Source organism: Rhizobium sp. BK316, assembly GCF_014193695.1.
In the GTDB taxonomy this organism is placed as follows: Bacteria; Pseudomonadota; Alphaproteobacteria; order Rhizobiales; family Rhizobiaceae; genus Rhizobium.
In genome coordinates this window covers 300077-325256 of record NZ_JACHZR010000005.1, presented here as the reverse complement: position 1 = coordinate 325256, position 25180 = coordinate 300077, and the positions used below count along the sequence as shown (strand labels likewise).

Below are 25180 nucleotides of genomic sequence, written 5' to 3'. Positions count from 1 at the left end.
TTATTTGCCGGCGCCGGCGATCTGATCGCCATCGCGCGTGAGGTAATAGGCCGCCAGGATCGGCAGGAAGGTGACGAGCACGACGACCATGGCGACCACGTTGGTGACTGGGCGTTGGCGTGGGCGGATCAGTTCTTCGAGCATCCAGATCGGAAGGGTGGATTGCTGGCCGCCGGTGAAGGTGGTGACGATCACCTCATCGAAGGACAGAGCGAAGGCGAGCATGCCGCCAGCCAGAAGCGCCGTGCCGATATTCGGCAGGATGATATGGCGAAAGGTCTGGAAGCCGTCGGCGCCAAGATCCATCGAGGCTTCGATCAGCGAGCTCGACGTGCGGCGGAAACGGGCGACGGCATTGTTATAGACGACAACGACACAGAAGGTTGCGTGGCCGAGCACGATCGTCCAGACCGAGAAGGGGATGTCGAACAGGCTGAAGGCGGAGCGCAGCGCGATGCCGGTGATGATGCCGGGAAGCGCGATCGGCAGGATGACGAGCAGCGAGATCGCCTCACGGCCGAAGAATTTCGTCTGGCTGACGGCGGCTGCGCAGAGCGTGCCGAGGATGAGCGCGATCGCCGTCGCGATGCAGGCAACCTGTAGAGAGAGACCAAGTGCCGACCAGACGTCCGGGCGATTCCAGGCGATGCCGAACCATTGCAGCGTCAGGCCCGGCGGCGGCCATTGATAGCTCTTCTCTTCCGTCGTGAAGGCGTAGACGAAGATCAACAGGATCGGCAGATGCAGGAAGAGCAGACCGCCGGCAGCGGCGATCTTCAAAAGCGCTGGGGAACGTTGTACGCGATCAGAGCGCATCGAAAGCCCCCATGCGTTTGGCAAGCCACAGATAGACCGCCATGATGACGATCGGCACGACGGAGAAGGCCGCCGCGAGCGGTACGTTGCCGGCGGTTCCCTGCTGCGTATAGACCGCCTGGCCGATGAAGAGGCGCGACGAGCCGATGATCTGCGGAATGATGTAGTCGCCCAAGGTCAGCGAGAAAGTGAAGATAGAACCGGCGACGATGCCGGGCAGCGCCAGCGGGAAAAGCACGGTTCGGAAGGTCTGGTGCGGGGTGGCACCGAGATCGGCTGATGCCTCGATCAGGTTGCCGGGCACGCGCTCGAGTGCTGCCTGCGTCGGCAGGATCATGTAGGGCAGCCAGATATAGACGAAGACGATGAAGGTGCCGAGATAGCTGACGGAAAGCGAATTGCCGCCGACGACCGGCAAGGCGAGGACACTATCGAGCAGCCAGGAAAGATAGAGCTTGTCGAAGAGCCAGGTGAGGATGCCTTCCTTGGCAAGGATCAGCTTCCAGGCGTAGATCTTGACGAGATAGCTCGACCAGAGCGGCAGCATGACGCCGAGATAGAAGAGAGCCTTCCATTTTCCCTGCGCATAACGCGCGGCGTAATAGGCGATCGGGAAGGCGACGATGGCCGAGGCGATCGTTACCAGTGCCGCCATCAGGACGGTTCTGACGATGATGTCGAAATTGCCGGGGTTCAAAAGCTGCGCATAGGTATCGAGAGTGAACTCGTAATTCACCATTCCCGAGAAATCGTCGATCGAGAAGAAGCTCTGCAGCAGGAGCGCGATCAGCGAGCCGACATAGATGATGCCGAGCCAAAGTAGCGGCGGTGTCAGCATCAGCAACAGGAGCAGTTTCGGGTGGCGCCAGAAATTGTCCGACAGGCGGCTGAAGAAACCGCCGCGCCGCGGCAGGATCGAGGTTTGCGGCTTGGTGATTGCCAGCGCCGTCATGCCGCGTCATCCATATAGTGCACGTCGCCCTGCTGCCAGGCGAGACGGATGGCGGTGCCGACATCAGGGATATCACTGCCGGCCGGCAGCATGACATGCAGGTGCGACCCTTTGATATCGACAGTAAGGCGGGTTGAGGCACCCAGGAAGCTGGCATTCTCGACCCTGGCTTCGATACCGTCAGCCGCGAGGCGGATTGCTTCCGGCCGCAAACTCGCCCAGCGTTTCTCGCCGCCGAGAACCGTCATCACATCGGGAGAAATGACATTCGACGAGCCGACGAAATCGGCGACGAAGCGTGTCTTCGGGCGACGGTAGATATCCTGCGGAGTGCCGTGCTGGACGATGCCGCCATCGTTGAAGACCGCAACACGGTCGGCCATGGAAAGTGCTTCGCCCTGGTCGTGGGTGACGAAGATGAAGGTGATGCCGAGCGCGCGCTGCAGGCTCTTCAGTTCTTCCTGCATCTGCTCGCGCAGCTTCAGGTCCAGAGCTCCGAGCGGTTCGTCCAGCAGAAGCACCCGTGGCTTGTTGACGAGCGCGCGGGCCAGCGCCACGCGCTGCCGCTGGCCGCCGGAGAGCTGGCCGGGGCGGCGGCTGCCATAGCCCGGCAGCTTCACCAGTTCCAGTGCCTTCTCGGCCTCCCTGATCCGCTCCGCCTTGCCGACGCCCTTGACCATCAGCCCGTAGGCGACGTTGTCGAGAATATCGAGATGCGGGAAGAGCGCGTAATCCTGGAAAACGGTATTGACGTTGCGGCGATAGGGCGGAATGCCCTCGGCGGTTTCACCGAAGATCTCGATATGTCCCGATGTCGGCTGTTCGAAGCCCGCAATCAGCCGCAGGCAGGTGGTCTTGCCGGAGCCGGACGGGCCGAGCATGGCGAAGAATTCACCGGGCGCGATCTCGAGATCGACGCCATCGACGGCGCGCACCGCGCCGAAATGGCGAGACACCTTCTGGAAACGGACGGCTGACGTCATGGGGGCTCCGGTATTGCAATGTTATCGAGAGGGGCTTCGGGTTGAAAACCGCCCCCCAAACCCCTCCCCCTAGGGGGAGGGGCTTACCCTGCCGCGCCCACGCTCAAACCCTTCGGCGTTACAACAGGAATTCGGGGTGCCACTCCAGCCCCTTCCCCTGTCGGGAGGGGCTGGGGGGATTTACATGGATCGGGCTTGGCGTCACCGCCCGCCGATCACGCCGATATAGTCGGATACCCAGCGATGATAGGGTACGCATTCGCTCTCGCTTGCGCATTTGGCGACCGGCGTCTTCCAGAACTTGATCTTGTCGAAGTGATCATAGCCATTGGTGTTGCAGCCGGCATCGGTCAGGAGTTCGTTGCCCTTGCAGGCGGCCGGAACCGAGGGTACGGCGCCGAACCAGGCGGCGGCATCACCCTGTACTTTCGCCTTCAGGGAATGTTCCATCCACATATAGGCGCAGTTCGGATGTTCGCTGTCGGCGTGCAGCATGGTCGTGTCGGCCCAGCCCGTCACGCCCTCCTCGGGGAAGGTGGAGGCAATTTTCTGCTTGTCGGCCTGCAGCAGGTTGACCTGGAAGGGCCAGGAGCCGGAGGCGACGACGCCTTCATTCTTGAAGTCGTCGACCTGGATCATCGCATCATGCCAGTAGCGCGAGACGATCTTGCGCTGGCCGCGCAGCAGATCGAGGGCAGCCTTGTACTGCTCCTCGTTAAGTTCATAGGGGTCCTTGATGCCGAGATCGGGCTTGTGCGCCATCAGATACAGAGCGGCATCGGCGATGTAGATCGGGCCGTCATAGGCCTGAACGCGGCCCTTGTTGGACTTACCATCAGGCAGGTTCTGCTCGTCGAAGACGATATTCCAGCTCGTCGGCGCCTTATCCTTGAAAGTGTCTGTATTGTACATCAGCACGTTCGGCCCCCAGAGGTAGGGCACCCCGTAGTGGACGCCGTTCACCGTATTCCAGGGCGCATTCTGCAGGCGCTTGTCGACGGTCTTGAAGCTCGGGATGAGATCGGTGTTGATGGGCTGGACGCGTTTTCCCGCGACGAGGCGAAGCGACGCGTCGCCTGAGGCAGTGACGAGGTCGAAGCCGCCTTCGTTCATCAGCGCCACCATTTCATCGGAGGTGGCGGCGGTCTTGACTGAAACCTTGCAGCCGGTTTCCTTTTCGAAGTCGGTGACCCAGTCGTAATTCTTATCGGTCTCACCGCGCTCGATATAGCCGGCCCAGGCAACGATGCTGACGGCGCCTTCACCCTTGCCCAATTCCTTCAGCGGTTCGGCAGCGACAACCTGTGTCGCAAAGCTCAGGCTCGCGAGCGCAGCAGTGCACGATTTCAGAAGATGCTTCATCGTCTGTCTCCCGGTTCGGTGCCGCTTTTGCGGCGTTTTGTTCCCGGAAGAAAAGGTGACGCGGAAAGCCCGGTTTCGCAAATTCATTTATCAGAAAGCCGATATCGGAAATTCCGATATCTAGCGGGATCGGCCCGACCGCATGTTCTCGGCGATGGCGACGAAATCGCGTGCCGCCTGCGGCAGGCTGGAGCCCTTTCGCCAGACCATGCCGACCTGTACGACGGGCAAGGAGCCGGAAACGTCGCGGCTTTCGATACGGTCGCCTTCCAGCGACCAGGGGCGGTAGACAAGATCGGGCAGCAGCGCCACGCCCGCGCCCGTCGCAACCAGGCTGCGCACGGCTTCCACCGAGCGGGTGCGGAAGGCGACGTGCGGACGGGCGCCAAGTGCGGTCAACAGCTTGCCGGTATTCTCCTCGATCTCGTCAACCGTCAGCATGATCAATGGCTCGCGAGCGATATCGGCGATGGAGATGATATCGGCCGAAACCAGCGGGTGGCCCATCGGCAACCACAGGCGATAGGGCGAGGTTTCCAGGATTTCGGCCTGCAGGGCCATGCGATCACGCAGATTTGAAATCACCATAACTGCAACATCCAGCTCGCCGCCGACGAGCAGATGTTCCAGATAACTGCCATTATCCTCGATGGCGCTGACCTCGACGCCGGGGCAGGCGCGGCGATAGCGGGCCAGCAGATCGGACAGCACATAACCTGCGACGAGCGAGGTGACGCCGATGTTGAGCGTGCCGGAGGGTATGCTCTGCTGGCCGGAAAAGCTGGTGCGGGCATCCGAGACCGATGCCAGGATTTTCGTGGCATGCCGCAGGAACTGGTGGCCATTATGGGTGATCGAGAGTCCCCGTGGGTGGCGCTCGAACAGCACGACGCCGAGGTCGTTTTCCAGTTCTTTCAGCGCTTCGGTGATCGAGGATTGGGAGATCGACAGGTTCTGCGCCGCGCGCGTGACAGAGCCCTGTTCGGCAACGGCGACAAAATACTGGATCTGGCGAAGCGTGAAGGCCATGGCATTTTAGAACATGTACTTCAGCGGTCTGGCAAGCGCATCGGCGGCTGGACCTTTTTTGGTATTTTGCCAATTCGAGACAAAGTCGGGCGGCCCATTTAAAGATTCGGAAACGTCATTTCCCTTAGCTTCACAGTCACTTGTATTGCGTTGGAGTTTTCAGATGGCGGAGCAGTTGGCGTGAAGGCCTTACTGCGCATATTCCGGCCTTCCCGGAAATTGGCTTTGATCATCGGTGGTAGCGCTCTGCTGGCGGGCGTTTCCGGCGGCGCTGCAGTTTATGTCGGCAAGGACAGGCTGCTGGGCGACGAGGAATCCGTCGATGGCGTGGCCTGTACCGACGTCAATCTCGTGACGATCAAGAAACAGGACCACGTCTGGGTCCGCAAATATATCAAGACCGAGCCTGTCGACGGCATGACGCGCATCAAGACGGCGCTGCGTGTCGCCCAGGCCGTCTATGCAACGCAGAAACCCGACCTCGTGCAGGTTGTCGTACTCGATGAAAACGGTCCGACGCTCCGTTCGGATATTCGTGGCCGGGCGATCGGCGCCGACGTGGTCTATATCGCGCATCCCGACAAGATGGTCGAAGGGCTGGATGATAAGCCCTATACGGCCCGCTACTACGACGGCAAGGCGAGCGAGCAGGGCCTCTTCTATGGCGAACGCATCGACCTGCCGGACGATCAGATCGCAGCGCTGAACGCCAGCCTCAAGGATCCGGCCGATTGCATCGACCCGGTTGCCGTTGCCTCCACCAAGGGAGGGAGCAAGGCAGCAGGCGCCGTGCCAGCCAAAGAACCTGAGGAGCCGTCCGCTGAAGAGCAAGCGGCCAAGGATGCAGCCACTCCAGCGGAAGCTGCTCCCGCAGAGGAGGTGCCTGCCAAGAGCGGCCACTAGGTCCGACAACGATCAGGCCCCCGGCCTGATATTTTCCCTTATCGAAGATACGTCGCGCGTCGGCGGCTGGCCGAAGAGGCGCGCATATTCCCGAGTGAATTGCGAAGCGCTCTCATAACCTACGGCATAGGCGACCGAGGATGCGTTTCCTGATTGGGCAATCAGCAACTGGCGGGCCTGCAGCAGGCGGATACGCTTCTGGTACTGGATGGGGCTCATCGCCGTCACAGCCTTGAAATGGCGGTGAAAGGCCGAGACGCTCATGGAGGCGAGGATGGCGAGTTTTTCGACCTCGATCGCTTCGGTGTAGTGTTCACGAACCCAGCGGATTGCGAGCCTTACTTGCGACAGGGCGCTATCCGGTGCCGCAATATCGCGCAGCATCCAGCCCTGCGGTCCCTGTAGCACGCGATAGAGGATCTCGCGCTCGTAGGCCGGGGCGAGGGCAGGAATATCCTGCGGGCGCTCCATCAGTTGCAGCATTCGCAGCCATGCATTCAAAAGTTCCGGAGTCATGCGGCAAACGGAATAGCCACCGCTCTGCCCCGCCACATAGGATTGCAGTGGAATATCCAGCAGAAGGGCCGCGACACGCGCCGGATCGAGCGAAAGGCTGACGCCGATATAGGGCCGGTCGGGGCCGGTCTGCCGCACCATGCCGGTCGCCGGTATATCGACCGAGATCACGAAATAGCTGGCGGGATCATAATAATAATCGCGGCCAGCGATCGTCAGGGTCTTGCTGCCATCGAGGATCATATTGACCATCGGTTCATAGACGGCGCCGAGCTTATGTTCGGGAATCTCCCCCTTGACCATCACGATGCCGGGTATGCCGGTCTCCGTGGGACGATTTTCGGCATGGGCCGTCAAGCGGCGCAATTCGTGGAGCATTGTTTCCATGCCCAAATCCTGGACCAGCACGTGATCACGCGCAAGACAAAAGCAGGAATAGGCAAGAACGAGGCAGTTTCCGGCGGAGTGTCTGCCGGCCGCTTCCCATAGCTTCCGACCATCGAAGCAAAGGAGACAGAGATGAAGATTGCAATCATCACCGGCGGAAGCCGTGGCATCGGCCAGTCAGCGGCGCTGGAATGCGCAAGACGCGGCATGGGCGTTGTCCTCACCTATAACAGCTACAAGCCGGGTGCAGATGAGGTCGTTGCCGAGATCAAGGCCGAAGGCGGGCAGGCCGTGGCTCTTGCCCTCGATGTCGGCGATGCCGACAGCTTCCCCGCCTTCGTGGAAGAGGTCAAACGGCTGCTTTCCACCTATTGGGGGCGCAGCGATTTCGACTGCCTCGTCAATAATGCTGGTTTCGGCATATTCAATCTCATGGAGACGGTAACCAAGGAGCAGTTCGACGCCCTCATGAATGTTCATTTGAAGGGGCCGTTCTTCCTGACGCAGGCGCTCTTGCCGCTGATGGCGGACGGTGGCGTGATCCTCAACGTGACGAGCGCTTCCGTTCGCGTCGCAACGGCCGGCGTTGCGCCTTATGCGGCCCTCAAGTCCGGACTTGAGACGCTGACCCGTTATCAGGCGAAGGAATTCGGCGGCCGCAGGATCCGAGCCAATGCCATTTCGCCTGGCCCCATCCGCACCAATCTTGCCGACGCGGCGCTGGACAAGAATCCGGAATTTGCAGCACTGCTTGCCTCGCAGACCGCGCTTGGTCGTATCGGCGAGGCGGAAGATGTCGGCCGCGTCATCGCCATGCTTGCATCCGACGATGGCGCGTGGATCAACGCGCAGACGATCGAGGTCGCGGGCGGATATATGATCTAAGCTGAGACGGCACATGGCACATGCAATCGAAATAACCTCTTTCCGTTTGAAGGATGGGCTCGTCGCTCAGGATTTTCTGGCAGCCAATGCTGATGTCGAACCCTGGCTGCGCCGGCAGCCGGGCTTCCGCTCAAGGATCATGGTGGAACACGAGGATGGCACCATTACCGATATGGTGATCTGGGACACCGCGAGGCAGGCATCGGATTCCGCTAGCCGGCTCATGCGCGAGTTGGCGGATTCACCCGTGCACGCGGTGATTGATCAAACCACCGTTTCATGGACGATCGGCTCGGTGTTTCACCAGTCACCATAAACAAAAGGGGAGCGTCCTTTCGGTCGCTCCCCTTTTTCTTATCAGGGAAATTCGCGTCTCAGTCCGCCTTGCTGCGGCGGGCCGGGAAGAGGATGACGTCGCGGATCGACGGTGCGTTGGTGAGCAGCATGATCAGGCGGTCGACGCCGATGCCGAGCCCGCCGGCGGGCGGCATGCCCTGGTCGATCGCATCGAGGAACTCCTCGTCAAGCTGCTTTTCCTTCTCGCCGCGGACATGGGCCTGCTCGAGCTGCTCGACCATGCGGCGGCGCTGTTCTTCCGGATCGTTGAGTTCGGAGAAGGCGTTGCCGAGTTCCCAAGCGTTGCAATAGGTTTCGAAACGTTCGACGAGGCGCGGCTCGCCCGGCACCTCCTTGGCGAAGGGCGAGATATCCTTCGGGAAATGCGTAACGTGCGAAGGCTGGATCAGCGTCTGCTCGACCTTCTCTTCGAAGATGAAAGCGAGGCATTCGCCCCAGGTCCAGTCCTTCTCGACCTCGAAGCCGGCAGCCTTGGCAGCGGCGCGGGCTTCCTCGTCGGTCTTCATCGCCAGGAAGTCGATGCCGGTGACTTCCTTGACCGCGTCAGGCATCGGAACACGCTTGAACGGCCCCTTGAAGGACATGGTCTTGTCGCCGAAGGGGAATTCCGTCGTTCCGTGGATGGAGAGTGCCAGGCTCTCGAACAGCCGCTCGACAAGGTCCATGATGTCCTCGTAATCGGCATAGGCCCAGTAGCACTCCATCATGGTGAATTCCGGATTATGCCGGGTGGAGACGCCTTCGTTGCGGAAGTTGCGGTTGATCTCGAAGACCTTGTCTGTGAGGCCCGAAACCAGCGTGCGCTTCAGGAACAGTTCCGGCGCGATGCGCAGGTACATGTCGAGCTTCAGCGTGTTGTGATGCGTCTTGAACGGCTCGGCAGTGGCGCCGCCATAGACCGAATGCAGCATCGGCGTTTCGACTTCCATGAAGCCGTCATTTTCCATGAAGCGGCGGATGCCGGAGAGGATCTTCGAGCGCTGCTGGAAGCGCAGCTTCGATTCCTCGTTGGTCATGATGTCGAGGTGGCGCTTGCGGTAGCGCAGCTCGATGTCGGAGAGGCCGTGCCACTTCTCGGGCATCGGCAGCAGTGACTTCGTCAGCATCTCGATCTTCTGGGCATTGATCGTCAGCTCGCCGCGCTTGGTGCGGCGCACGACACCGGTGACGCCGATAATGTCGCCGATATCGATCATCGGCAGAAGCGCACGCGCTTCTTCCGGGGTCGTGTCCTTGTGGCTGAAAATCTGGATCTTGCCGCCAGCGTCGTGGATGTCCATGAACATGCCGGAGTTGCGCGACGAGTAAACACGGCCGGCGACGGTCACGACATCCTGTGTCTCGACGTCGGGCTCCAGGCCCTCGTATTTTGCGGCCAATTCGGCATTGGTCATCGTCCGGTGGAAATGCGCCGGATAGACGTCGCCGATCTGCTCGCGCAGCAGCTTCAGCTTCTGGGCGCGAACTTCCGTTGCATCGGAGGAAAGGGTGCTTTCGGTCTTGTTGTCAGCCATTGTCGAAATCCTCTGACCGTTCTTACTTCGAGCCGACAAGGGCGGCGACTGCCTGCGAGGCGAGCTTCAGGCGCTGGCGTACGACGGAGCGGCCGAGGATCGCCATGGAATCGAAGAGTGGCAGCGAGCGCGACGAGCCGGAAACGGCAACGAAGAGCGGTGCGACGACGACCTTCAGCTTCTTGCCCATCCGGTCGGCGACGGCGCGCAGCTCGGCCTCGATCGTCTCGACGTTCCATTCCAGGATCTTTTCGAGATCCGGCTGAACGGCGTTGAGGATCTCGAGGATCTCTTCCGGTGGCGACTTGATCTTGGCGAAATCGGACGGCTGCAGGCCGAGATCGGACTTCAGCAGGAAGCCGGCGAGATCGGGCAGTTCGCCGAGCTTGGAAATGCGCGTCTGCGACAGGCGCAGGCCTGCCATAAGGCGATCGTTTTCCATCGCCCAGATCAGCACGCGGGCGCGGAATTCTTCTTCCGACAGCTTTTCGCGGATCCAGCGGCCGTTCAGCCAGTCGAGCTTCTGGATGTCGAAGATCGCGCCGGCCTTGGAGAGGTTGTCCGGATCGAATTTTTCGGAGAGTTCCTCCATCGTCAGCAATTCTTCGCCTTCGGCGATCTGAATGAAGAACAGGCCGAGGAAGTTCATCAGCGCTTCGGGAATATAGCCGAGCGCGGAATAATAGGAGATCGAGGTCGGGTTCTTGCGCTTCGACAGCTTGGACTTATCGGCGTTGCGCATCAGCGAGAGATGCATGAAGACCGGCTGGTCCCAGCCGAAATAGCGATAAAGCAGGATGTGCTTCGGCACGGAGGCCAGCCATTCCTCGCCGCGCGCGACATGGGTGATCTTCATCAGATGGTCGTCGATGACGTTGGCCATATGATAGGTCGGCATGCCGTCGCCCTTGATGAGCACCTGCATATCGACGGAATCCCACGGGATAGACACGTCGCCGTAGACGCCATCGGTGAAATCGCAGGAGCCCTCGGTCGGGATCTTCATGCGGATGACGGAGCTTTCGCCTGATGTCATCTTGGCCGTGACTTCTTCAGCTGTGAGGCTCAGGCAGAGACCGTCATATTTCGGCTGCTTACCGGCAGCGCGCTGGGTCTCGCGCATCTGCTCCAGCCGCTCGGGCGTGCAGAAACAGCGAAAGGCATGGCCCTTGTCCAGCAGTTCCTGAGCGTATGGCTGATACATGTCCTTGCGGTCGGACTGGCGATAGGGGCCGTAGGGGCCGCCGATATCGGGGCCTTCCTTCCATTCCAGCCCGCACCATTTCAGCGCATCCAGCACCTTCGTCTCGAATTCAGGGGTCGAGCGCGTCGCATCGGTATCCTCGATGCGCAGGATGAACTCGCCGCCGTGCTTCTTGGCAAAGAGATAGTTGAAAAGAGCGATGTAAGCGGTGCCGACATGCGGCTCGCCAGTCGGCGAGGGAGCGATGCGGACGCGGACGCCGGAAGCTGTCATTTTTTGTGCCCGTCAATGAATGCCGAGCGGCTTTTCGATGAAAGCAACGTTCGGCCTGGAGGATGCAGATATCTTTCGGGAACCGGCTGGAGGAGGCGTCTGCCCGCATAATCCGCCGATTATCCTGATGGTTGCGCTTAGGCCATATTCAAAAGGACACGTCAAGAAAAACCGCTTCCAGTGGGCCTCTTCCGGCCCCTCCGGGCGGGCGACTCGGATGATCTGTTCTTCGACGTGAAGCCCGGCGACGACATGAAGCAGGCGATGTCTGTGCTTTTCAGCGAAGCCGCCATGCGCGCAGAAGAACCTCCGCCTTATCGAGTAAGGCGGAGACAACAAGCGGATCTCTGATGGATGGGCGGCCTTAGTGGCCGCCCTCACGCTTTCGCCGGCGCGCGTTCCTCGCCAGCATGTTCAGCGCCTCGACGAGGGCCGAGAAGGCCATGGCGGCGTAGACGTAGCCCTTCGGCACGTGGAAGCCCATGCCGTCGGCTATCAGCGTCGTGCCGATCATCAGCAGGAAGGCGAGCGCCAGCATGACGATCGTCGGGTTGCGCTCGATGAAATTGGCGAGCGGCGTTGCTGCGACCAGCATAACCGTGACGGCGGCGATGACGGCGACCACCATGATCGGCAGGTGCGGGGTCATGCCGACGGCGGTGATGATACTGTCCACCGAGAAAACGAGATCGAGCAGCAGGATCTGGCCTATTGCCGACGCGAAGTTCGTGCCTGTCGAGCTCGCAATGAAATCCTCCTGATGGTCCTCCGGATCGACATTGTGGTGGATTTCCTTTGTGGCCTTCCAGACGAGGAAGAGACCGCCGGCGATCAGGATGAGATCCTTCCAGGAGAAGCCGTGGCCGAAAAGCTCGAAGAGCGGTTCGGTGAGCTGGACGATCCAGGCGATGGTGCCGAGCAGGGCAAGACGCATAACGAGAGCAAGGGCGATACCGGTCCTGCGCGCTCTTTCCCGATGCTCGGGCGGCAGCTTGTTGGTGAGGATGGAGATGAAGATGAGGTTGTCTATCCCGAGAACCACTTCCATCACCACGAGCGTGACAAGCGCCACCCAGGCAGCCGGGTCCTGAATGAGCGTCATGATATCCTGCATCGGCGTATTTCCCCCTTGCGTCACATAAGAACGCGGACAATCTATCGTTACGGACTTGCCGGGCAAGCGCCGCAAGGGGGTATACGAAAACGATCGGGCTTTTATTCCCTGATCGGCAGCCAGATTTCCGTCACGCCCATTCCCGTATAGGGATCGAAGCGGTCATCGTAGCGTTCGAACATGTCAGGCATGCTGCCGTGTTCGAGGCCCGAAGTCGGCCACCAGTTGCCGAAGATCAGGTCCATCGTGGCTGGTATGCCGGAAACATGGCCGCGGTGGGAGAAGACGGCGTAGCGCTGGGCCGGCAGCTTTAGTGTGGCAAAGCCATCCGGCAGCTCGTCGGCGTCGGATACCTCGGCCGCCGCCATATAGCGGAATTTCTCGGCCTCGCCGTCGATATGGGTACAGATCCCGTAGGCGACATTGCCTTTCTGGTTGGGGATATGGCCGAAATGCTGGTTGAATTTCTGCCAGAGCGACGGGATCGCAGCGTTGCCGCCATAGGCATAGGTTTCCTGCAGGCCGGCGAAAAGCATCGGCGGCAGGCTTTCGAAACGGGGTGGTTCGAGATCGTTGAGGTTTGCGGTTTTCATCCTGATAGGCTCCATCAAAACAAGATTGCGAATGTGCCCCTGTCGCCGCACCGCGTCCGGCGTCATGCCGAACTGGTCGCGGAAGGCACGGGTGAAAGCCTCGTGCGAGCCATAGCCCGCGCCGAGGGCAACCTCGAGAATGCTGGATGAGCCCGAGATAAGGGACAGCGCGGCACCGCTCAGACGCCGTGCGCGAATATAGCCGCTGATCGAATGGCCGGTCACCAGACCGAAGACGCGCGACAGATGATAGCGCGACAATCCGGCGGCTTCTGCGATCTCGTCGAGGCTTATATCGGTTTCGAAATGGCTCTCGATGAACCATATCGCCCGTCCGATGGCGCTCATTTCCTCTCCCTTGGTTGCCGTCTTATTCCTAGTGGAAATGCGGCAGCAGGATTTGATCGCTATTGCGCAAATCCGGCGGAAAACCAATCGAGGTGGAGAAACGGATCAGGCAGGTTCGTGTTTGCGAACGCCGTAGGCTGCCATGAAGACATAGATCGCGCCGCGGATGACGCGTTCGATCTCGTTGCGCGGCGGCGGTCCTTCCATATTGCCGAAGAGGCGCAGCTTGAAGAAGCTACCGCTTGCAAGGTCGAGAAACTGCCCGGCGGCGAGATCGATATCGTCGATCTTCAGGGTGCCTGCCCGAACATGCTTCTCCAGGAAGTCGTGCATGATGGTGCGCAGGTTCTGCGGCCCCTTGAAGAAGCGCTGACAGAGAAGGGGCATGCGCTCGCGTACGCCGAGTACGGTACGCATCGCATCGATGACCTTGTCTCCGGTCATGTGGGTGACGAAGGTCATCCCGAATTCGTACAGGCCGGCCTCGACATCGTCGTGTTCCGCGAGGACCGTGCGAACGGCCGCGACGAAGGCGGCGCGCTCGGTTTCGACCATGGCGTGGAAGAGTTCTTCCTTATTGGCGAAGTAGACATAGAGCGTTCCCTTGGAAACGCCGGCCTCGCGGGTCACATCGTTCATGCTGGCCGCGTCGAAGCCCATCTTCATGAACACGCGCCGGGCACCATCAAGGATCTGCTGGCGCTTGGCGGGATCCTCACCCGCAGCAAAGCGGCCCCCCGGATTGGGTGGGCTGAATACGGCGGTGTCCTCGGGCTTCAGTGTCATGTCTCCTTAACCGTCTTGGCGAATTCGTGTTTTCTTTCAGAGAAATCGAACCGATTGGTTCTATGCATCTTGATATGATGTCAAAAACCCTTTATGTCAACTGAACCGAACCGTTCAGTTCGATTATTTTACTCCAGATCGGTAGCCGTTAATGTCGACCAACCAGAAAAGCAACGTCGCGCGCATCGTCAGCGAAAATGCCGGCGCCGAAGAGGTGAAAGCGGAAATCGCAGCTCCCGCCGAAGCCCCGAAGGCCGAGGCGCCGCAGACGGCTCCCGCGCAGTCCGCGCCTGCTGTCGCACCTGCACCGGCTGCTCCAAAGAAGCGCCGCAGCTTTGTACTGCCCGTCGTCGTGCTGGCGCTGCTCGGCGGTGCCGGCTGGTACGGCTACGACTGGTGGACCCACGGCCGATTCCTCGTGTCGACCGACGACGCCTATATCGAGGGTGATATCGCGACGATCTCGCCGAAGGTTACCGGCTACGTCGCGAAGGTGAATGTTGTTGCCAATCAGGAAGTCAAGGCAGGCGACGTTCTCGCTACCCTTGATAACGGCGACTACCAGAACGCCCTCGACCAGGCGAATGCCCAGATCGTGACGGAGCAGCTTTCGTTGAGCCGCATCGATGCACAGATCGAAGGCGCGAAGGCCAGTCTCGTGCAGGCGCAGGCTCAGAAGACCGCCCTCGAAGCCACGGTGCGCGGTGCGGAAATCAAGCAGAAGCGCCAGAGTGATCTGCAGGCGAAGTCGGTCGGTACCACGGCAGACCTCGACGACGCCAATACGGCGCTCGATCAGGCTAAGGCTAACCTCGCAGGCGGCGATGCCAATATCGTTGCTGCACAGGCCAACATTGCCATCCTCGAAGCTCAGCGCAAGGAAGCCGAAGGTTCTGTCCGCACGTTGGAAATCCAGCGCGACAAAGCCGCCCGCGACCTCTCCTTCACCGTGCTGAAGGCACCTTATGACGGCATCGTCGGCAACCGTTCGGTTCAGGAGGGCGATCTCGTTTCGCCCGGCCAGCGGCTGATGGCGCTCGTGCCGACCCGTCAGCTCTATATCGACGCCAACTTTAAGGAAACGCAGATCCAGCATCTGGTTCCCGGCTCCAAGGTGAACGTCCATGTCGACGCCTACAGCGATTACCCTGTCGTCGGCACCGTCGAATCGATCTCGCCGGCTTCCGGTTCGGTCTTCTCCATGCTGCCGCCGGAAAACGCGACGGGTAATTTCACCAAGATCATCCAGCGCGTGCCGGTTCGTATCGCCCTGCCGCAGGATGCGCTTGACAGCGGCCGCCTGCGCGCCGGTCTCAGCGTCGTCGTCGACGTCGATACCCGCACGGCGCCGGTGAAGTAAGCCCTTAGGGCAGAGGTGGTCCCATGGCCGGGAGTGCGACAGCAACGGCAGGTTCGATCCCGGCAGCGCCCGCGCATGCCGCCGATCGCATGGATCCTAAAAGGCTCATCGCTTTCTTCGCGATGGTGCTTGGCATGTTCATGTCGATCCTCGACATCCAGATTGTCTCCGCCTCGCTTGCGGAGATCCAGGCAGGACTTTCTGCCGGTACGGACGAGATTGGCTGGGTGCAAACGGCCTATCTGATCGCCGAAGTCATCATGATCCCGCTGTCGGGCACGCTGGCGCGTATCATCTCGACGCGTTACCTCTTCGCAATCTCGGCTGCCGGTTTCACCATGGCGAGCGCCCTGGCCGCAACGGCGACGAACATCGACCAGATGATCGTCTACCGTGCCATTCAGGGCTTCATCGGCGGCGGCATGATCCCCTCAGTCTTCGCGGCCGCCTTCACGATCTTCCCGCCGTCGAAGCGTTCGATCGTCTCGCCGATCATCGGTCTCATCGCCACGCTTGCGCCGACCATCGGCCCGACAGTCGGCGGTTATCTGAGCCATGCCTTCTCCTGGCACTGGCTGTTCCTGGTCAACATCGTGCCCGGTATCATCGTCACGATCGTCACCTGGAACTTCATCGATTTCGACAAGCCGGAACTGTCGCTCTTCAAGAAGTTCGACTGGTACGGGCTGTTTGCCATGGGCATCTTTCTCGGCTCGCTGGAATATGTGCTGGAAGAGGGCAATTCGAACGACTGGTTCAACGACAGCTACATCGTTGCAGGCGCCGTCGCGTCGACTGTCGCTTGTGTCGTCTTCTTCTACCGCGCCTTCACGGTGGAATTCCCGGTCGTCGACCTGACGGCCTTCTCGAACCGAAATTTTTCCTTCGGCTCGGTGTTCTCCTTCGTCATGGGCATCGGCCTTTATGGGCTCACCTATATCTATCCGGTCTATCTCGGCCGTATCCGTGGCTACGATTCGCAGATGATCGGCGAGACGATGTTCGTGTCGGGCCTTGCGATGTTCTTCACCGCGCCGATTGCCGGCCGGCTGTCGACCAAGATCGATCTGCGTTTGATGATGGCGATCGGCTTCGTGAGCTTTGCGGCGGGTACCTATATCATGACGCATCTGACGCAGGACTGGGACTTCTACGAGCTCTTCATCCCACAGATCCTGCGCGGCTTCGGCCTGATGATGTGCATGGTGCCGATCAACAACATCGCGCTCGGCACGCTGCCGCCGGCGCGTATCCGCGGCGCATCCGGTCTTTTCAACCTGACGCGTAACCTCGGCGGCGCCGTCGGTCTTGCTGTCATCAATACCGTGCTCACCACCCGCCAAGACGTGCATTACGAGCGGCTGCGCGAAAACGTCCATTGGGGCAATACGGCCGCGATCGACCAGATGAACAACATGACCGCCAATTTCAACAATTGGGGTCTGGATGGAGCCAATGTCGCGGTCAAGCAGATGGTTGGCTTGGCCACCAAACAGGCGATGATCCTTTCCTTCAGCGACATCTTCCTGATGCTGACGGTGCTTTTCCTGGCGATGATCCTTGGTGTCGTCATGATCAAGAAACCCGCGCCGCAAGGCGGCGGGGGAGGCGGTGGCGGCCACTGACCTCCGGCCGCCATTGCGAGAAAGGCCCTCTTCGGAGGGCCTTTTTGCTTTTAAATATGAGCGGTTTCTCTGCTCCTTCAGCGCGGGTGTTTTCCAGCTCACGTATTTTTTGATTTACGTACATCAAAATTGGCGCTAATGGTCTCGTCAGGAGGAATGATGAGGCCAACCGTTCATGATATCGCCGCTGCGGCGGGTGTCAGTCTTGCGACCGTGGACCGGGTTCTGAACCAGCGGCCAGGCGTGCGCCATGTGACGCGGGAGAAGGTGGAGACAGCCATCCGCGATCTCGGCTATGTGCGCGACGTGGCGGCTGCAAACCTTGCCAAGGGCCGCGTCTATCCGCTGACCTTCATCCTGCCCGCCAGCGACAACTCCTTCATGCATGGCCTGAATGCCGAAATCCGCGCGGCGATTGCGCGTTCGGCCGCTGAGCGTACGGATATCCGCATCGTCGAAGTGCCCGCCTTCGATCCGCAGGCGCTGGTGCGCGAGCTGGAAACGCTCGCTGCCGAAAAGCCCTCAGGTGTCGCGCTTGTCGCCACGGATGCGCCCGATGTGCGTGCTGCCGTGGACCGGCTGGTGCATGACGGCATTCCGGTCGTCACTCTCGTTTCCGATCTGACGGGATCGCTGCGTCATCATTATGCCGGCGTCGACAACATCGCCGCGGGGCGCACCGCTGCGCGTCTGCTTGGACGCTTCCTCGGCGGCGCCAGGGGCGAGATCGTCATTCTGGCCGGCTCCATGTTGGTACGCGACCATCGCGAACGCCTGGAGGGCTTTGCATCTGTCATGGCGCAGGAATTTCCGGCGCTGCATCTGCTGCCGGTGCTCGAAGGTCGGGACGATCCTGAAGTCGCCCATATGTTGATTGCCGATGCGCTCGGCAAGAATGATGGCATTATCGGCATCTACAGCCTCGGCGCCGGTAATCGTGGCCTTATCCGGGCACTAAAGGAAAAGGCGGCAGACAGGTCGCTGACGGTGATTGCCCATGAATTGACGGCGCATACGCGCGCAGCTCTTCTCGATGGCACTATCGACGCAATCCTCAATCAGGATGCCGGCCACGAGGTTCGCAGCGCGATCCGTGTTCTCAAGGCGAAGGCAGACGGGCTTGCGGTCATCGATGCGCAGGAGCGCATCCGCCTCGACATATTCCTGAAAGACAATCTGCCGTAACGGCAAAGGGAGAAATACCACATGTATCTGGGTCTCGATCTCGGAACTTCGGGCGTCAAGGCGATGCTGATCGACGGCGATCAGAAGATCATCGGTTCCGCCAATGGTTCGCTCGACGTCTCGCGCCCGCATTCCGGCTGGTCCGAACAGGAACCGGCTCATTGGGTACGCGCTACGGAAGAGGCTGTCGCCGGCCTCAAGGCCAAACACCCGAAGGAGCTTGCCGCAGTGAAGGGCATCGGCCTCTCCGGCCAGATGCACGGTGCGACGCTGCTCGACGCCTCCGACAAGGTGCTGCGCCCCTGCATTCTCTGGAACGACACGCGTTCCTATGTCGAGGCGGCCGCGCTCGATGCCGATCCGCGCTTCCGCAAGCTGACCGGCAATATCGTTTTTCCGGGCTTCACCGCACCGAAGCTTGCCTGGGTCGCCAAAAACGAGCCAGAGATCTTCGCCAAGGTCGCCAAGGTTCTGCTGCCGAAGGATTATCTACGCCTCTGGTTGACCGGCGAGCACATCTCGGAAATGTCCGACTCGGCCGGCACGTCCTGGCTCGATACCGGCAAGCGCGCCTGGTCGTCCGAACTGCTGGCCGCGACCAATCTCGATGAAAAGCAGATGCCGAAGCTGATCGAAGGCACGGAGCAGGGCGGCAAGCTGCGCGCCGAGCTCGCCTCGGCCTGGGGCATTTCAGGCGATGTCGTGGTTGCCGGTGGCGCTGGCGACAACGCGGCTTCGGCCTGCGGCATGGGCACGGTCAGCGATGGCGCCGCTTTCGTATCGCTCGGCACGTCAGGCGTTCTCTTCGCCGCCAACGCCGCCTACCTGCCGAAGCCGGAAAGCGCCGTTCATGCCTTCTGCCACGCGCTGCCGAATACCTGGCACCAGATGGGTGTTATCCTGTCGGCCACCGATGCGCTGAACTGGCATTCTTCGGTCACCGGCAAGTCGGCTGCTGATCTCACCGGCGAACTCGGCGAAAGCCTGAAGGCGCCGACCGGCGTGACCTTCCTGCCTTACCTCTCAGGCGAGCGCACGCCGCATAACGATGCGGTCATCCGTGGCGCCTTCATCGGCCTTGAGCATGAAAGCAGCCGCGCAGTGCTGACCCAGGCCGTGCTGGAGGGCGTGTCCTTCGCGATCCGCGACAATCTGGAAGCCCTGCGTTCGGCCGGCACGGATATTTCCCGCGTCACGGCGATCGGCGGCGGTTCGCGCTCGCGCTATTGGCTGGCCTCGATCGCGACTGCGCTCGGCGTTCCCGTCGACCTGCCGGCAGACGGCGATTTCGGCGCCGCCTTCGGTGCTGCCCGTCTCGGCCTGATTGCGGCAACGAGCGCCGATCCGGTTGCTGTCTGCACACCGCCGGTGACGGCCGGCACGATCGAGCCGGTTTCGGCACTGAGCGGCGCCTATGAAGATGCCTACAAGCGTTATCGCGCGACCTATCCGGCGATCAAGTCGCTGGTGCATTGAGAACTGCAGCCGGCAGCCCCTCATCCGGCTGCCGGCACCTTTTCCCCGCTGGCGAGAAGAGACTGGCGGCGCTGCCTCATGCCCGTCTCCCCTCGGGGGAAGGTGGCCCGAAGGGTCGGATGAGGGGCCGCACGACACTAACGATAAGACTGAACGACAAACCCAAGGAGAACCCCAATGAGCACCGGATTTTTCGGCGACATCCAGAAAGTGAAGTACGAAGGCCCAGACAGCACCAACCCGCTGGCCTTCCGCCACTACCAGCCGGACGAAATCGTTCTCGGCAAGCGCATGGAAGACCATCTGCGCTTTGCCGTCGCCTACTGGCACACCTTCACCTGGCCGGGCGGCGACCCCTTCGGCGGTCAGACCTTCCTGCGTCCGTGGTTCGAAGACACGATGAAGGCCGCAAAGCTGAAGGCTGACGTCGCTTTCGAATTCTTCTCACTGCTCGGCGCGCCCTATTACTGCTTCCATGACGCCGACGTACGTCCGGAAGGCAAGAATTTTGCCGAAAACACGAGGAATCTGAACGAGATCGTCGACTACTTCGCCGAGAAGCAGGCGGCCACCGGCACCAAGCTGCTCTGGGGCACGGCGAACCTTTTCTCCAACCGCCGCTATATGTCGGGTGCTGCGACCAACCCGGATCCGGACGTCTTTGCATTTGCCGCTGCAACGGTGAAGACCTGCATCGATGCCACGCAGAAGCTCGGCGGCGAAAACTACGTTCTTTGGGGCGGCCGCGAAGGTTATGAAACGCTGCTCAATACCGATATCGGCCGCGAACTCGACCAGCTCGGTCGCTTCCTCAACCTCGTTGTCGAGTACAAGCACAAGATCGGCTTCAAGGGCACGATCCTCATCGAGCCGAAGCCACAGGAGCCGACCAAGCACCAGTACGACTACGACGTCGCGACCGTCTATGGCTTCCTTAGGAAGCACGGCCTCGAAAACGAAGTGAAGCTCAACATCGAGCAGGGCCACGCCATCCTCGCCGGCCATTCCTTCGAACATGAGCTGGCGCTCGCAAATGCGCTCGGCATTTTCGGCTCGATCGACATGAACCGCAACGACTACCAGTCCGGCTGGGATACCGACCAGTTCCCGAACAACGTTCCGGAAATGGCTCTGGCTTATTATTACGTCCTGGCGGGCGGCGGCTTCAAGACGGGTGGTACCAATTTCGATTCGAAGCTGCGCCGTCAGTCGCTCGATCCGGCAGACCTGCTGATCGGTCATATCGGCGGCATGGATTGCTGCGCCCGCGGCCTGAAGGCTGCTGCCAAGATGCTCGAAGACAAGGCTCTGTCGCAGCCGCTCGCAGACCGCTATGCCGGCTGGAATTCGGCCGAAGGCCAGAAGCTCTTCCGCGGCGAATATTCGCTGGAAGAGATCACGCAGTGGGTCGAGAGCAAGGACGTCAACCCGCAGCCGAAGTCCGGCAAGCAGGAACTGCTGGAAAATATCGTCAACCGCTACGTTTGATCGGCGGTTTCGATTATTTGAAAAGCCGGGGAGCGAGAGCTTCCCGGCTTTTTCATTTGCGAAGGCGAACGTTGGCTGGCTGTACTGGTCGGGTATATGGAAATCTGGCATGCCATCAGCGGCGATGGAGAAAACGCTTGGAGCGCTTCATGACGGACGATCGCAAACTGCATTGGGAAAACGTCTATTCGACCAAAGGCGAGGCTGATGTCAGCTGGTTTCAGGAAAGCCCGGCGCCTTCTCTCGAGCTGATTCACTTCGTTAAGGCAAAACGATCTGACGCTATCGTCGATGTCGGCGGTGGAGCTTCAAGGCTCGTTGACAGCCTTCTTGCCGAAGGGTTCGTCGATGTGACTGTGCTCGATCTCTCGGCGGCTGCGCTCGATACGGCGCAAAAGCGTCTCGGCGTCAAGGCTGACGAGGTGACATGGATTGCCGGCGACGCCACTCTTTGGGAGCCGGCGCAGACCTATGATATCTGGCACGATCGCGCAGCCTTCCATTTTCTGACCGATGCGGCTGAACAAGCGGCCTACATCGAGCGACTGAAACGCGCGCTGAAGATCGGCGGCTCTCTGATTATGGGAACTTTCGCCCTCGATGGGCCGGAAAAGTGCAGCGGTCTGCCAGTTGCGCGCCATAGTTCGGACAGTCTGCTGGAACTGCTGGGAGCAGGTTTCGAGCTGATCGACAGCCGCCGCCACGATCATTCGACACCTTGGGATAGCGTGCAGAGATTTCAATTCAGCACGTTCAGGCGGATTGCATAATCGCAGAGGAAGCCTGAGGGTTTCAAAGTTGTAATTCGATCGCGGCCTTGTCTATGACCGACCAGACGTTTTCGATCTTTCCGTCCAGGAACTCGTAGAAGACGTTTTCGGCAAACTGCACTCTCCTGCCGTTGACCGGAAGACCGAACAGCTCGCCCTTAGGCGTGCAGTTGAACTGTAAACGGCTTGCCACACGCGGCGGCTCGCAGATCAGCAGCTGAATGTCGAAGAAGAGATCGGGGATGGCGCGAAAATCGCCTTCGAGCATCTCGCGATAGCCGGACAGTCCAACATGCTCGCCGTTATACCGAACATGCTCGTGGACGAAGTTTCCCAGGTTATCCCAATCCTGTCCGTTCAGGCAGGCAATGTAACCCCGGTACCTGTCGGTCAGCAGATCTTGCGTCATCTCAGTTGCCTCGTCTTCACAAAGGAGTCCGTCGCCAAATTAGGACAGCATTGAGTTCGGGCAACAGCAGATCATTGACAGTGGCTTCGAGCCTACCGCTTCTGCCAGTTACGCGGCGGTGCTGAGACAGAGTTGCGCACAACAAGGTCCGGCCGCAGCAAAATTTCCGTTTCGGCCGGATGGCTGTTGGAGAGGAGTTCGAGGAGCAGCGCCATCGCCTGTTTGCCGATTGCCGTTCGCGGCTGGCGAATGGTCGTCAGCGACGGGCTCATGAAGACGGCTTGCGGCACGTCGTCGAAGCCGGTGACGGAAAAGTCCTGCGGGATATTGTAGCCGCGGGCGTTGAGGCCGATCATGACGCCGATCGCCGTCTGGTCGTTGACGCACATGAAGGCGGTGGGCAGCGTATCGCGCATGAAGAGCTGCTCCACGGCATGGCGGCCGCTCTCGATCGTGCCGTCGCCCTCCAACACGATACGCGTGTCTTTCGGCACACCGGCGGCGTCGAGACCGGCGTCATAGCCTTGCCGGCGGCGGCTGTAGGCCAGCCGGGTGCGGGAATCGCCGATAAAGGCGATCTTGCGGTGCCCTTCGGCCAGGAGCAGGTCGACGGCTTTCCTGGCGCCCTCGATGTCGTCAACGCCGACATAGGGGATGCCACCATTGAAGACGGGTTCGAATACGCCGACGCTCGGCGGCAGTTGCGCCGTCACAGTCTGGTGGCCGAAGGGCAGGATGCCGGTGAAAAGGATGAGTCCCGCCGCCTGGTTGGAACTGAAAAACTTCAGATATTCGAGGCCGCGCTGCGCATCGTTCTGCGTATGGCCGATGAGGATGCCGTAGCCATGGGCGCGAGCCTCATTCTCCAAGCCGATCAGGATGTTGGAAAAGTTGGGGTCGCCGATATCGGGCGCCACCACAAGGATCATGTTGGAACGGCCGAGCCGCAGGCTGCGCGCCATGGCATTGGTCGTATAACCGGTGATGGCGATTGCCTGGTTGACCTTCAGTCGCGTCGAATTGGCCACCTTTTCGGGCATGTGGATTGCCCGCGAAACCGTCGCGATGGAAACCTCGGCGATCCGGGCGACGTCTTCGATTGTTGCGGGCGTGGAATTCGACACGGGGCTCCGCCTTGGGCTGTCTTCGCCGCACACTACACAGACTTGCCGGGAGGTCAAAGGCACCGCACAACAGATCTGTGTAAATCCACCATGTAAACCTTTACATGCGCGATGTAAAGGTTTACATATGCCCAACATAAGCGGATGGGAGCCGCAGGAGGAAATCATGACCGTGGATACCGCAGAAGCTGCACCGGTGGTGTTGTCCGCCAGGCGCATTTGCAAGTCTTTCAGCGGCGTGCAGGTTCTTTTCAGCGTCAATTTCGATCTTCGCGCTGGTGAAATCCATGCGCTGATGGGTGAAAACGGCGCCGGCAAATCCACCCTGGTCAAGATTCTCTCCGGCTTCGAGCAGCCGACGTCGGGCGAAATCGTGCTCGACGGCAAGCCTGTGGTGCTGCCGCCGAACGGCGCGGCCGAAGCGCTCGGGATCGTCATCATCCATCAGGAATTCAATCTCGCCGAACATCTGACCGTGACCGAGAGCCTGTTTCTCGGCCGCGAAGTTACGCATTTCGGTGTGCTCGATCGCAGATATATGCGCGCGGAGACTCGCCGGGTGCTGGATGTGCTCGGTTCGCATGTCGACGAGAATGCGATGATCAGCTCGCTCTCGATCGCCGACAAGCAGATGGTCGAGATCGCCAAGGCGATCAGCCGTGATGCCCGTGTTGTCTTTATGGACGAGCCGACGGCCGTGTTGTCGCGGGAAGAAACCAATATGCTCTTCAAGCAGGTGCGCAAGCTGCGCGAGCAGGGCACAAGCTTCGTCTTCGTGTCCCACAAGCTCGACGAGGTCATGGAGCTGACCGACAAGGTCACGGTGCTGCGTGACGGCCAGTGGGTCAAGACGGCGCCGACCTCCATGCTTGATGGGGAATCCATCGCGCAGTTGATGGTCGGCCGTGAGCTTTCCAGCCTCTATCCCGCTAAGGTCGAGCCCAATGTGGACGAGGAAGTGGTTCTTCGCGTCAGCGCGGTTTCGACTGGCTACGTGCAGGATGCGAGCTTCGACGTGCGCAAGGGCGAAGTCATCGGTTTCTCCGGCTTGATCGGCTCCGGCCGCACGGAATTGATGGAAGCGATCGTCGGCCTGCGCTCGCGTCTGTCGGGCGAGGTCGTCATCCACGGCGAAAGCGTGTCTTCGGGCGATGCGCGTGCGGCTAATCGCGCCGGCCTCGCCTATATGACCAAGGATCGCAAGTCGAAGGGGCTTCTGCTCGGCTCGGGCATGATCGCCAACCTGACCCTGCAGTCGCTCGAGCGGCATGTCAGCCATGGTTATCTGAGCCCGAGCAGCGAGGCGGCCGCACTTGCCAAGGCTAAGCGGCGCTTCGACATCCGCGTGCGTGACGGCAATATCATTGCCGGCCGCATGTCGGGTGGCAACCAGCAGAAGCTGCTTCTCGCCAAGGTCATGGAGACCGAACCGCAGATCATCATCATCGACGAGCCAACGCGTGGCATCGATGTCGGTACCAAGCAGCAGATCTATCATTTCATCTCGGCGCTCGCCCGCGACGGGCGGTCGATCATCGTCGTTTCCTCGGAAATGCCCGAGATTATCGGTCTCTGCACGCGCGTCGCCGTCATGCGCGAAGGCCGGATCGTCGGCATCCTGGAAGGGGACGAAATTTCCGAACAGGAAATCATGCGTTACGCCGCAGGACTGAAGCGTCAGGCGGCCGCCTGACGCCGGCAGGGCACGGGCGCACCGCGCG

Annotated in this window: 23 protein-coding genes; 10 read left to right on the top strand and 13 right to left on the bottom strand. The window is 60.5% G+C overall.

The features are described from left to right. The 5 genes from FHT87_RS24740 to FHT87_RS24720 form a co-directional block, all read right to left on the bottom strand. Positions 1-816, bottom strand: a complete 816-nt coding sequence (locus FHT87_RS24740; RefSeq protein ID WP_183805343.1) for an ABC transporter permease — start codon at positions 814-816, stop codon at positions 1-3. Beyond that, positions 806-1768 (bottom strand): ABC transporter permease, encoded by a 963-nt coding sequence (locus tag FHT87_RS24735; RefSeq protein ID WP_183805341.1) that lies wholly within the window; start codon positions 1766-1768, stop codon positions 806-808. Before FHT87_RS24735 ends, FHT87_RS24740 begins: the two co-directional genes overlap by 11 nt. After that, positions 1765-2751, bottom strand: a complete 987-nt coding sequence (locus tag FHT87_RS24730) for an ABC transporter ATP-binding protein (RefSeq protein WP_183805339.1) — start codon at positions 2749-2751, stop codon at positions 1765-1767. The genes FHT87_RS24735 and FHT87_RS24730 overlap by 4 nt, the downstream gene beginning before the upstream one ends. Before the next feature lie 201 nt (positions 2752-2952). Further along, the gene (locus FHT87_RS24725; protein WP_183805337.1) at positions 2953-4113 is read right to left on the bottom strand and encodes an ABC transporter substrate-binding protein; all 1161 of its coding nucleotides are present in this window, start codon (positions 4111-4113) and stop codon (positions 2953-2955) included. Positions 4114-4233: 120 nt separating this feature from the next. Beyond that, on the bottom strand, positions 4234-5142 hold the full coding sequence (locus FHT87_RS24720; RefSeq protein ID WP_183735384.1) for a LysR family transcriptional regulator: 909 nt from the start codon (positions 5140-5142) through the stop codon (positions 4234-4236). Positions 5143-5322: 180 nt separating this feature from the next. Between FHT87_RS24720 and FHT87_RS24715 the strand changes: the two genes are divergently transcribed. Next, positions 5323-6045: a hypothetical protein gene (locus FHT87_RS24715; protein WP_183805335.1), complete on the top strand. Its 723-nt coding sequence runs from the start codon at positions 5323-5325 to the stop codon at positions 6043-6045. A 12-nt stretch (positions 6046-6057) separates the two neighbouring features. Here the strand turns inward: FHT87_RS24715 and FHT87_RS24710 are convergent, their stop codons facing one another. Then, positions 6058-6948 carry an AraC family transcriptional regulator gene (locus tag FHT87_RS24710; protein WP_183805333.1) on the bottom strand — a complete coding sequence of 297 codons (891 nt, stop codon included), beginning with the start codon at positions 6946-6948 and terminating at the stop codon, positions 6058-6060. Positions 6949-7080: 132 nt separating this feature from the next. On the opposite strand from FHT87_RS24710, the gene FHT87_RS24705 reads away from it, so the two are divergent. Further along, entirely contained in the window at positions 7081-7833 is a 753-nt protein-coding gene (locus tag FHT87_RS24705) for an SDR family oxidoreductase (protein ID WP_183735381.1), read from the top strand. 13 nt (positions 7834-7846) lie between these two features. Next, the gene (locus tag FHT87_RS24700) at positions 7847-8149 is read left to right on the top strand and encodes a hypothetical protein (RefSeq protein ID WP_183735380.1); all 303 of its coding nucleotides are present in this window, start codon (positions 7847-7849) and stop codon (positions 8147-8149) included. A 58-nt stretch (positions 8150-8207) separates the two neighbouring features. On the opposite strand, the gene lysS is transcribed toward FHT87_RS24700, so the two are convergent. The 5 genes from lysS to FHT87_RS24675 form a co-directional block, all read right to left on the bottom strand. Further along, positions 8208-9704 (bottom strand): lysine--tRNA ligase, encoded by a 1497-nt coding sequence (gene lysS / locus FHT87_RS24695; RefSeq protein ID WP_183735379.1) that lies wholly within the window; start codon positions 9702-9704, stop codon positions 8208-8210. A gap of 22 nt (positions 9705-9726) precedes the next feature. Next, a complete protein-coding gene (gene gltX, locus FHT87_RS24690) occupies positions 9727-11181 on the bottom strand; it encodes a glutamate--tRNA ligase (RefSeq protein ID WP_183805331.1) in 1455 nt (484 codons plus the stop codon). 364 nt (positions 11182-11545) lie between these two features. Then, a complete protein-coding gene (locus tag FHT87_RS24685) occupies positions 11546-12295 on the bottom strand; it encodes a TerC family protein (protein ID WP_183805329.1) in 750 nt (249 codons plus the stop codon). A 101-nt stretch (positions 12296-12396) separates the two neighbouring features. Continuing rightward, on the bottom strand, positions 12397-13236 hold the full coding sequence (locus FHT87_RS24680; RefSeq protein WP_183735376.1) for an AraC family transcriptional regulator: 840 nt from the start codon (positions 13234-13236) through the stop codon (positions 12397-12399). A gap of 105 nt (positions 13237-13341) precedes the next feature. Beyond that, the gene (locus FHT87_RS24675) at positions 13342-14022 is read right to left on the bottom strand and encodes a TetR/AcrR family transcriptional regulator (protein ID WP_183735375.1); all 681 of its coding nucleotides are present in this window, start codon (positions 14020-14022) and stop codon (positions 13342-13344) included. A gap of 151 nt (positions 14023-14173) precedes the next feature. Here FHT87_RS24675 and FHT87_RS24670 point away from each other — a divergent pair, with 151 nt between their 5' ends. The 6 genes from FHT87_RS24670 (at position 14174) to FHT87_RS24645 (ending at position 21926) form a co-directional block, all read left to right on the top strand. Then, a complete protein-coding gene (locus FHT87_RS24670) occupies positions 14174-15382 on the top strand; it encodes an HlyD family secretion protein (protein WP_183735374.1) in 1209 nt (402 codons plus the stop codon). A gap of 23 nt (positions 15383-15405) precedes the next feature. After that, positions 15406-17007: a DHA2 family efflux MFS transporter permease subunit gene (locus FHT87_RS24665; protein ID WP_183735373.1), complete on the top strand. Its 1602-nt coding sequence runs from the start codon at positions 15406-15408 to the stop codon at positions 17005-17007. Positions 17008-17166: 159 nt separating this feature from the next. Beyond that, complete coding sequence (locus FHT87_RS24660) at positions 17167-18192, top strand: LacI family DNA-binding transcriptional regulator (RefSeq protein WP_183735470.1); 1026 nt, start codon at positions 17167-17169, stop codon at positions 18190-18192. Positions 18193-18213: 21 nt separating this feature from the next. Further along, positions 18214-19668: a xylulokinase gene (xylB, locus tag FHT87_RS24655; RefSeq protein WP_183735372.1), complete on the top strand. Its 1455-nt coding sequence runs from the start codon at positions 18214-18216 to the stop codon at positions 19666-19668. Positions 19669-19845: 177 nt separating this feature from the next. After that, entirely contained in the window at positions 19846-21156 is a 1311-nt protein-coding gene (gene xylA, locus FHT87_RS24650; RefSeq protein WP_183735371.1) for a xylose isomerase, read from the top strand. 149 nt (positions 21157-21305) lie between these two features. Next, a complete protein-coding gene (locus FHT87_RS24645) occupies positions 21306-21926 on the top strand; it encodes a class I SAM-dependent methyltransferase (RefSeq protein WP_183735370.1) in 621 nt (206 codons plus the stop codon). 22 nt (positions 21927-21948) lie between these two features. On the opposite strand, the gene FHT87_RS24640 is transcribed toward FHT87_RS24645, so the two are convergent. After that, complete coding sequence (locus FHT87_RS24640) at positions 21949-22335, bottom strand: ester cyclase (protein WP_183805327.1); 387 nt, start codon at positions 22333-22335, stop codon at positions 21949-21951. Positions 22336-22427: 92 nt separating this feature from the next. Continuing rightward, positions 22428-23459, bottom strand: a complete 1032-nt coding sequence (locus tag FHT87_RS24635; RefSeq protein WP_183735368.1) for a LacI family DNA-binding transcriptional regulator — start codon at positions 23457-23459, stop codon at positions 22428-22430. Positions 23460-23625: 166 nt separating this feature from the next. Between FHT87_RS24635 and FHT87_RS24630 the strand changes: the two genes are divergently transcribed. After that, on the top strand, positions 23626-25152 hold the full coding sequence (locus FHT87_RS24630; protein ID WP_183735366.1) for a sugar ABC transporter ATP-binding protein: 1527 nt from the start codon (positions 23626-23628) through the stop codon (positions 25150-25152). The last annotated feature ends 28 nt before the right edge of the window (positions 25153-25180 follow it).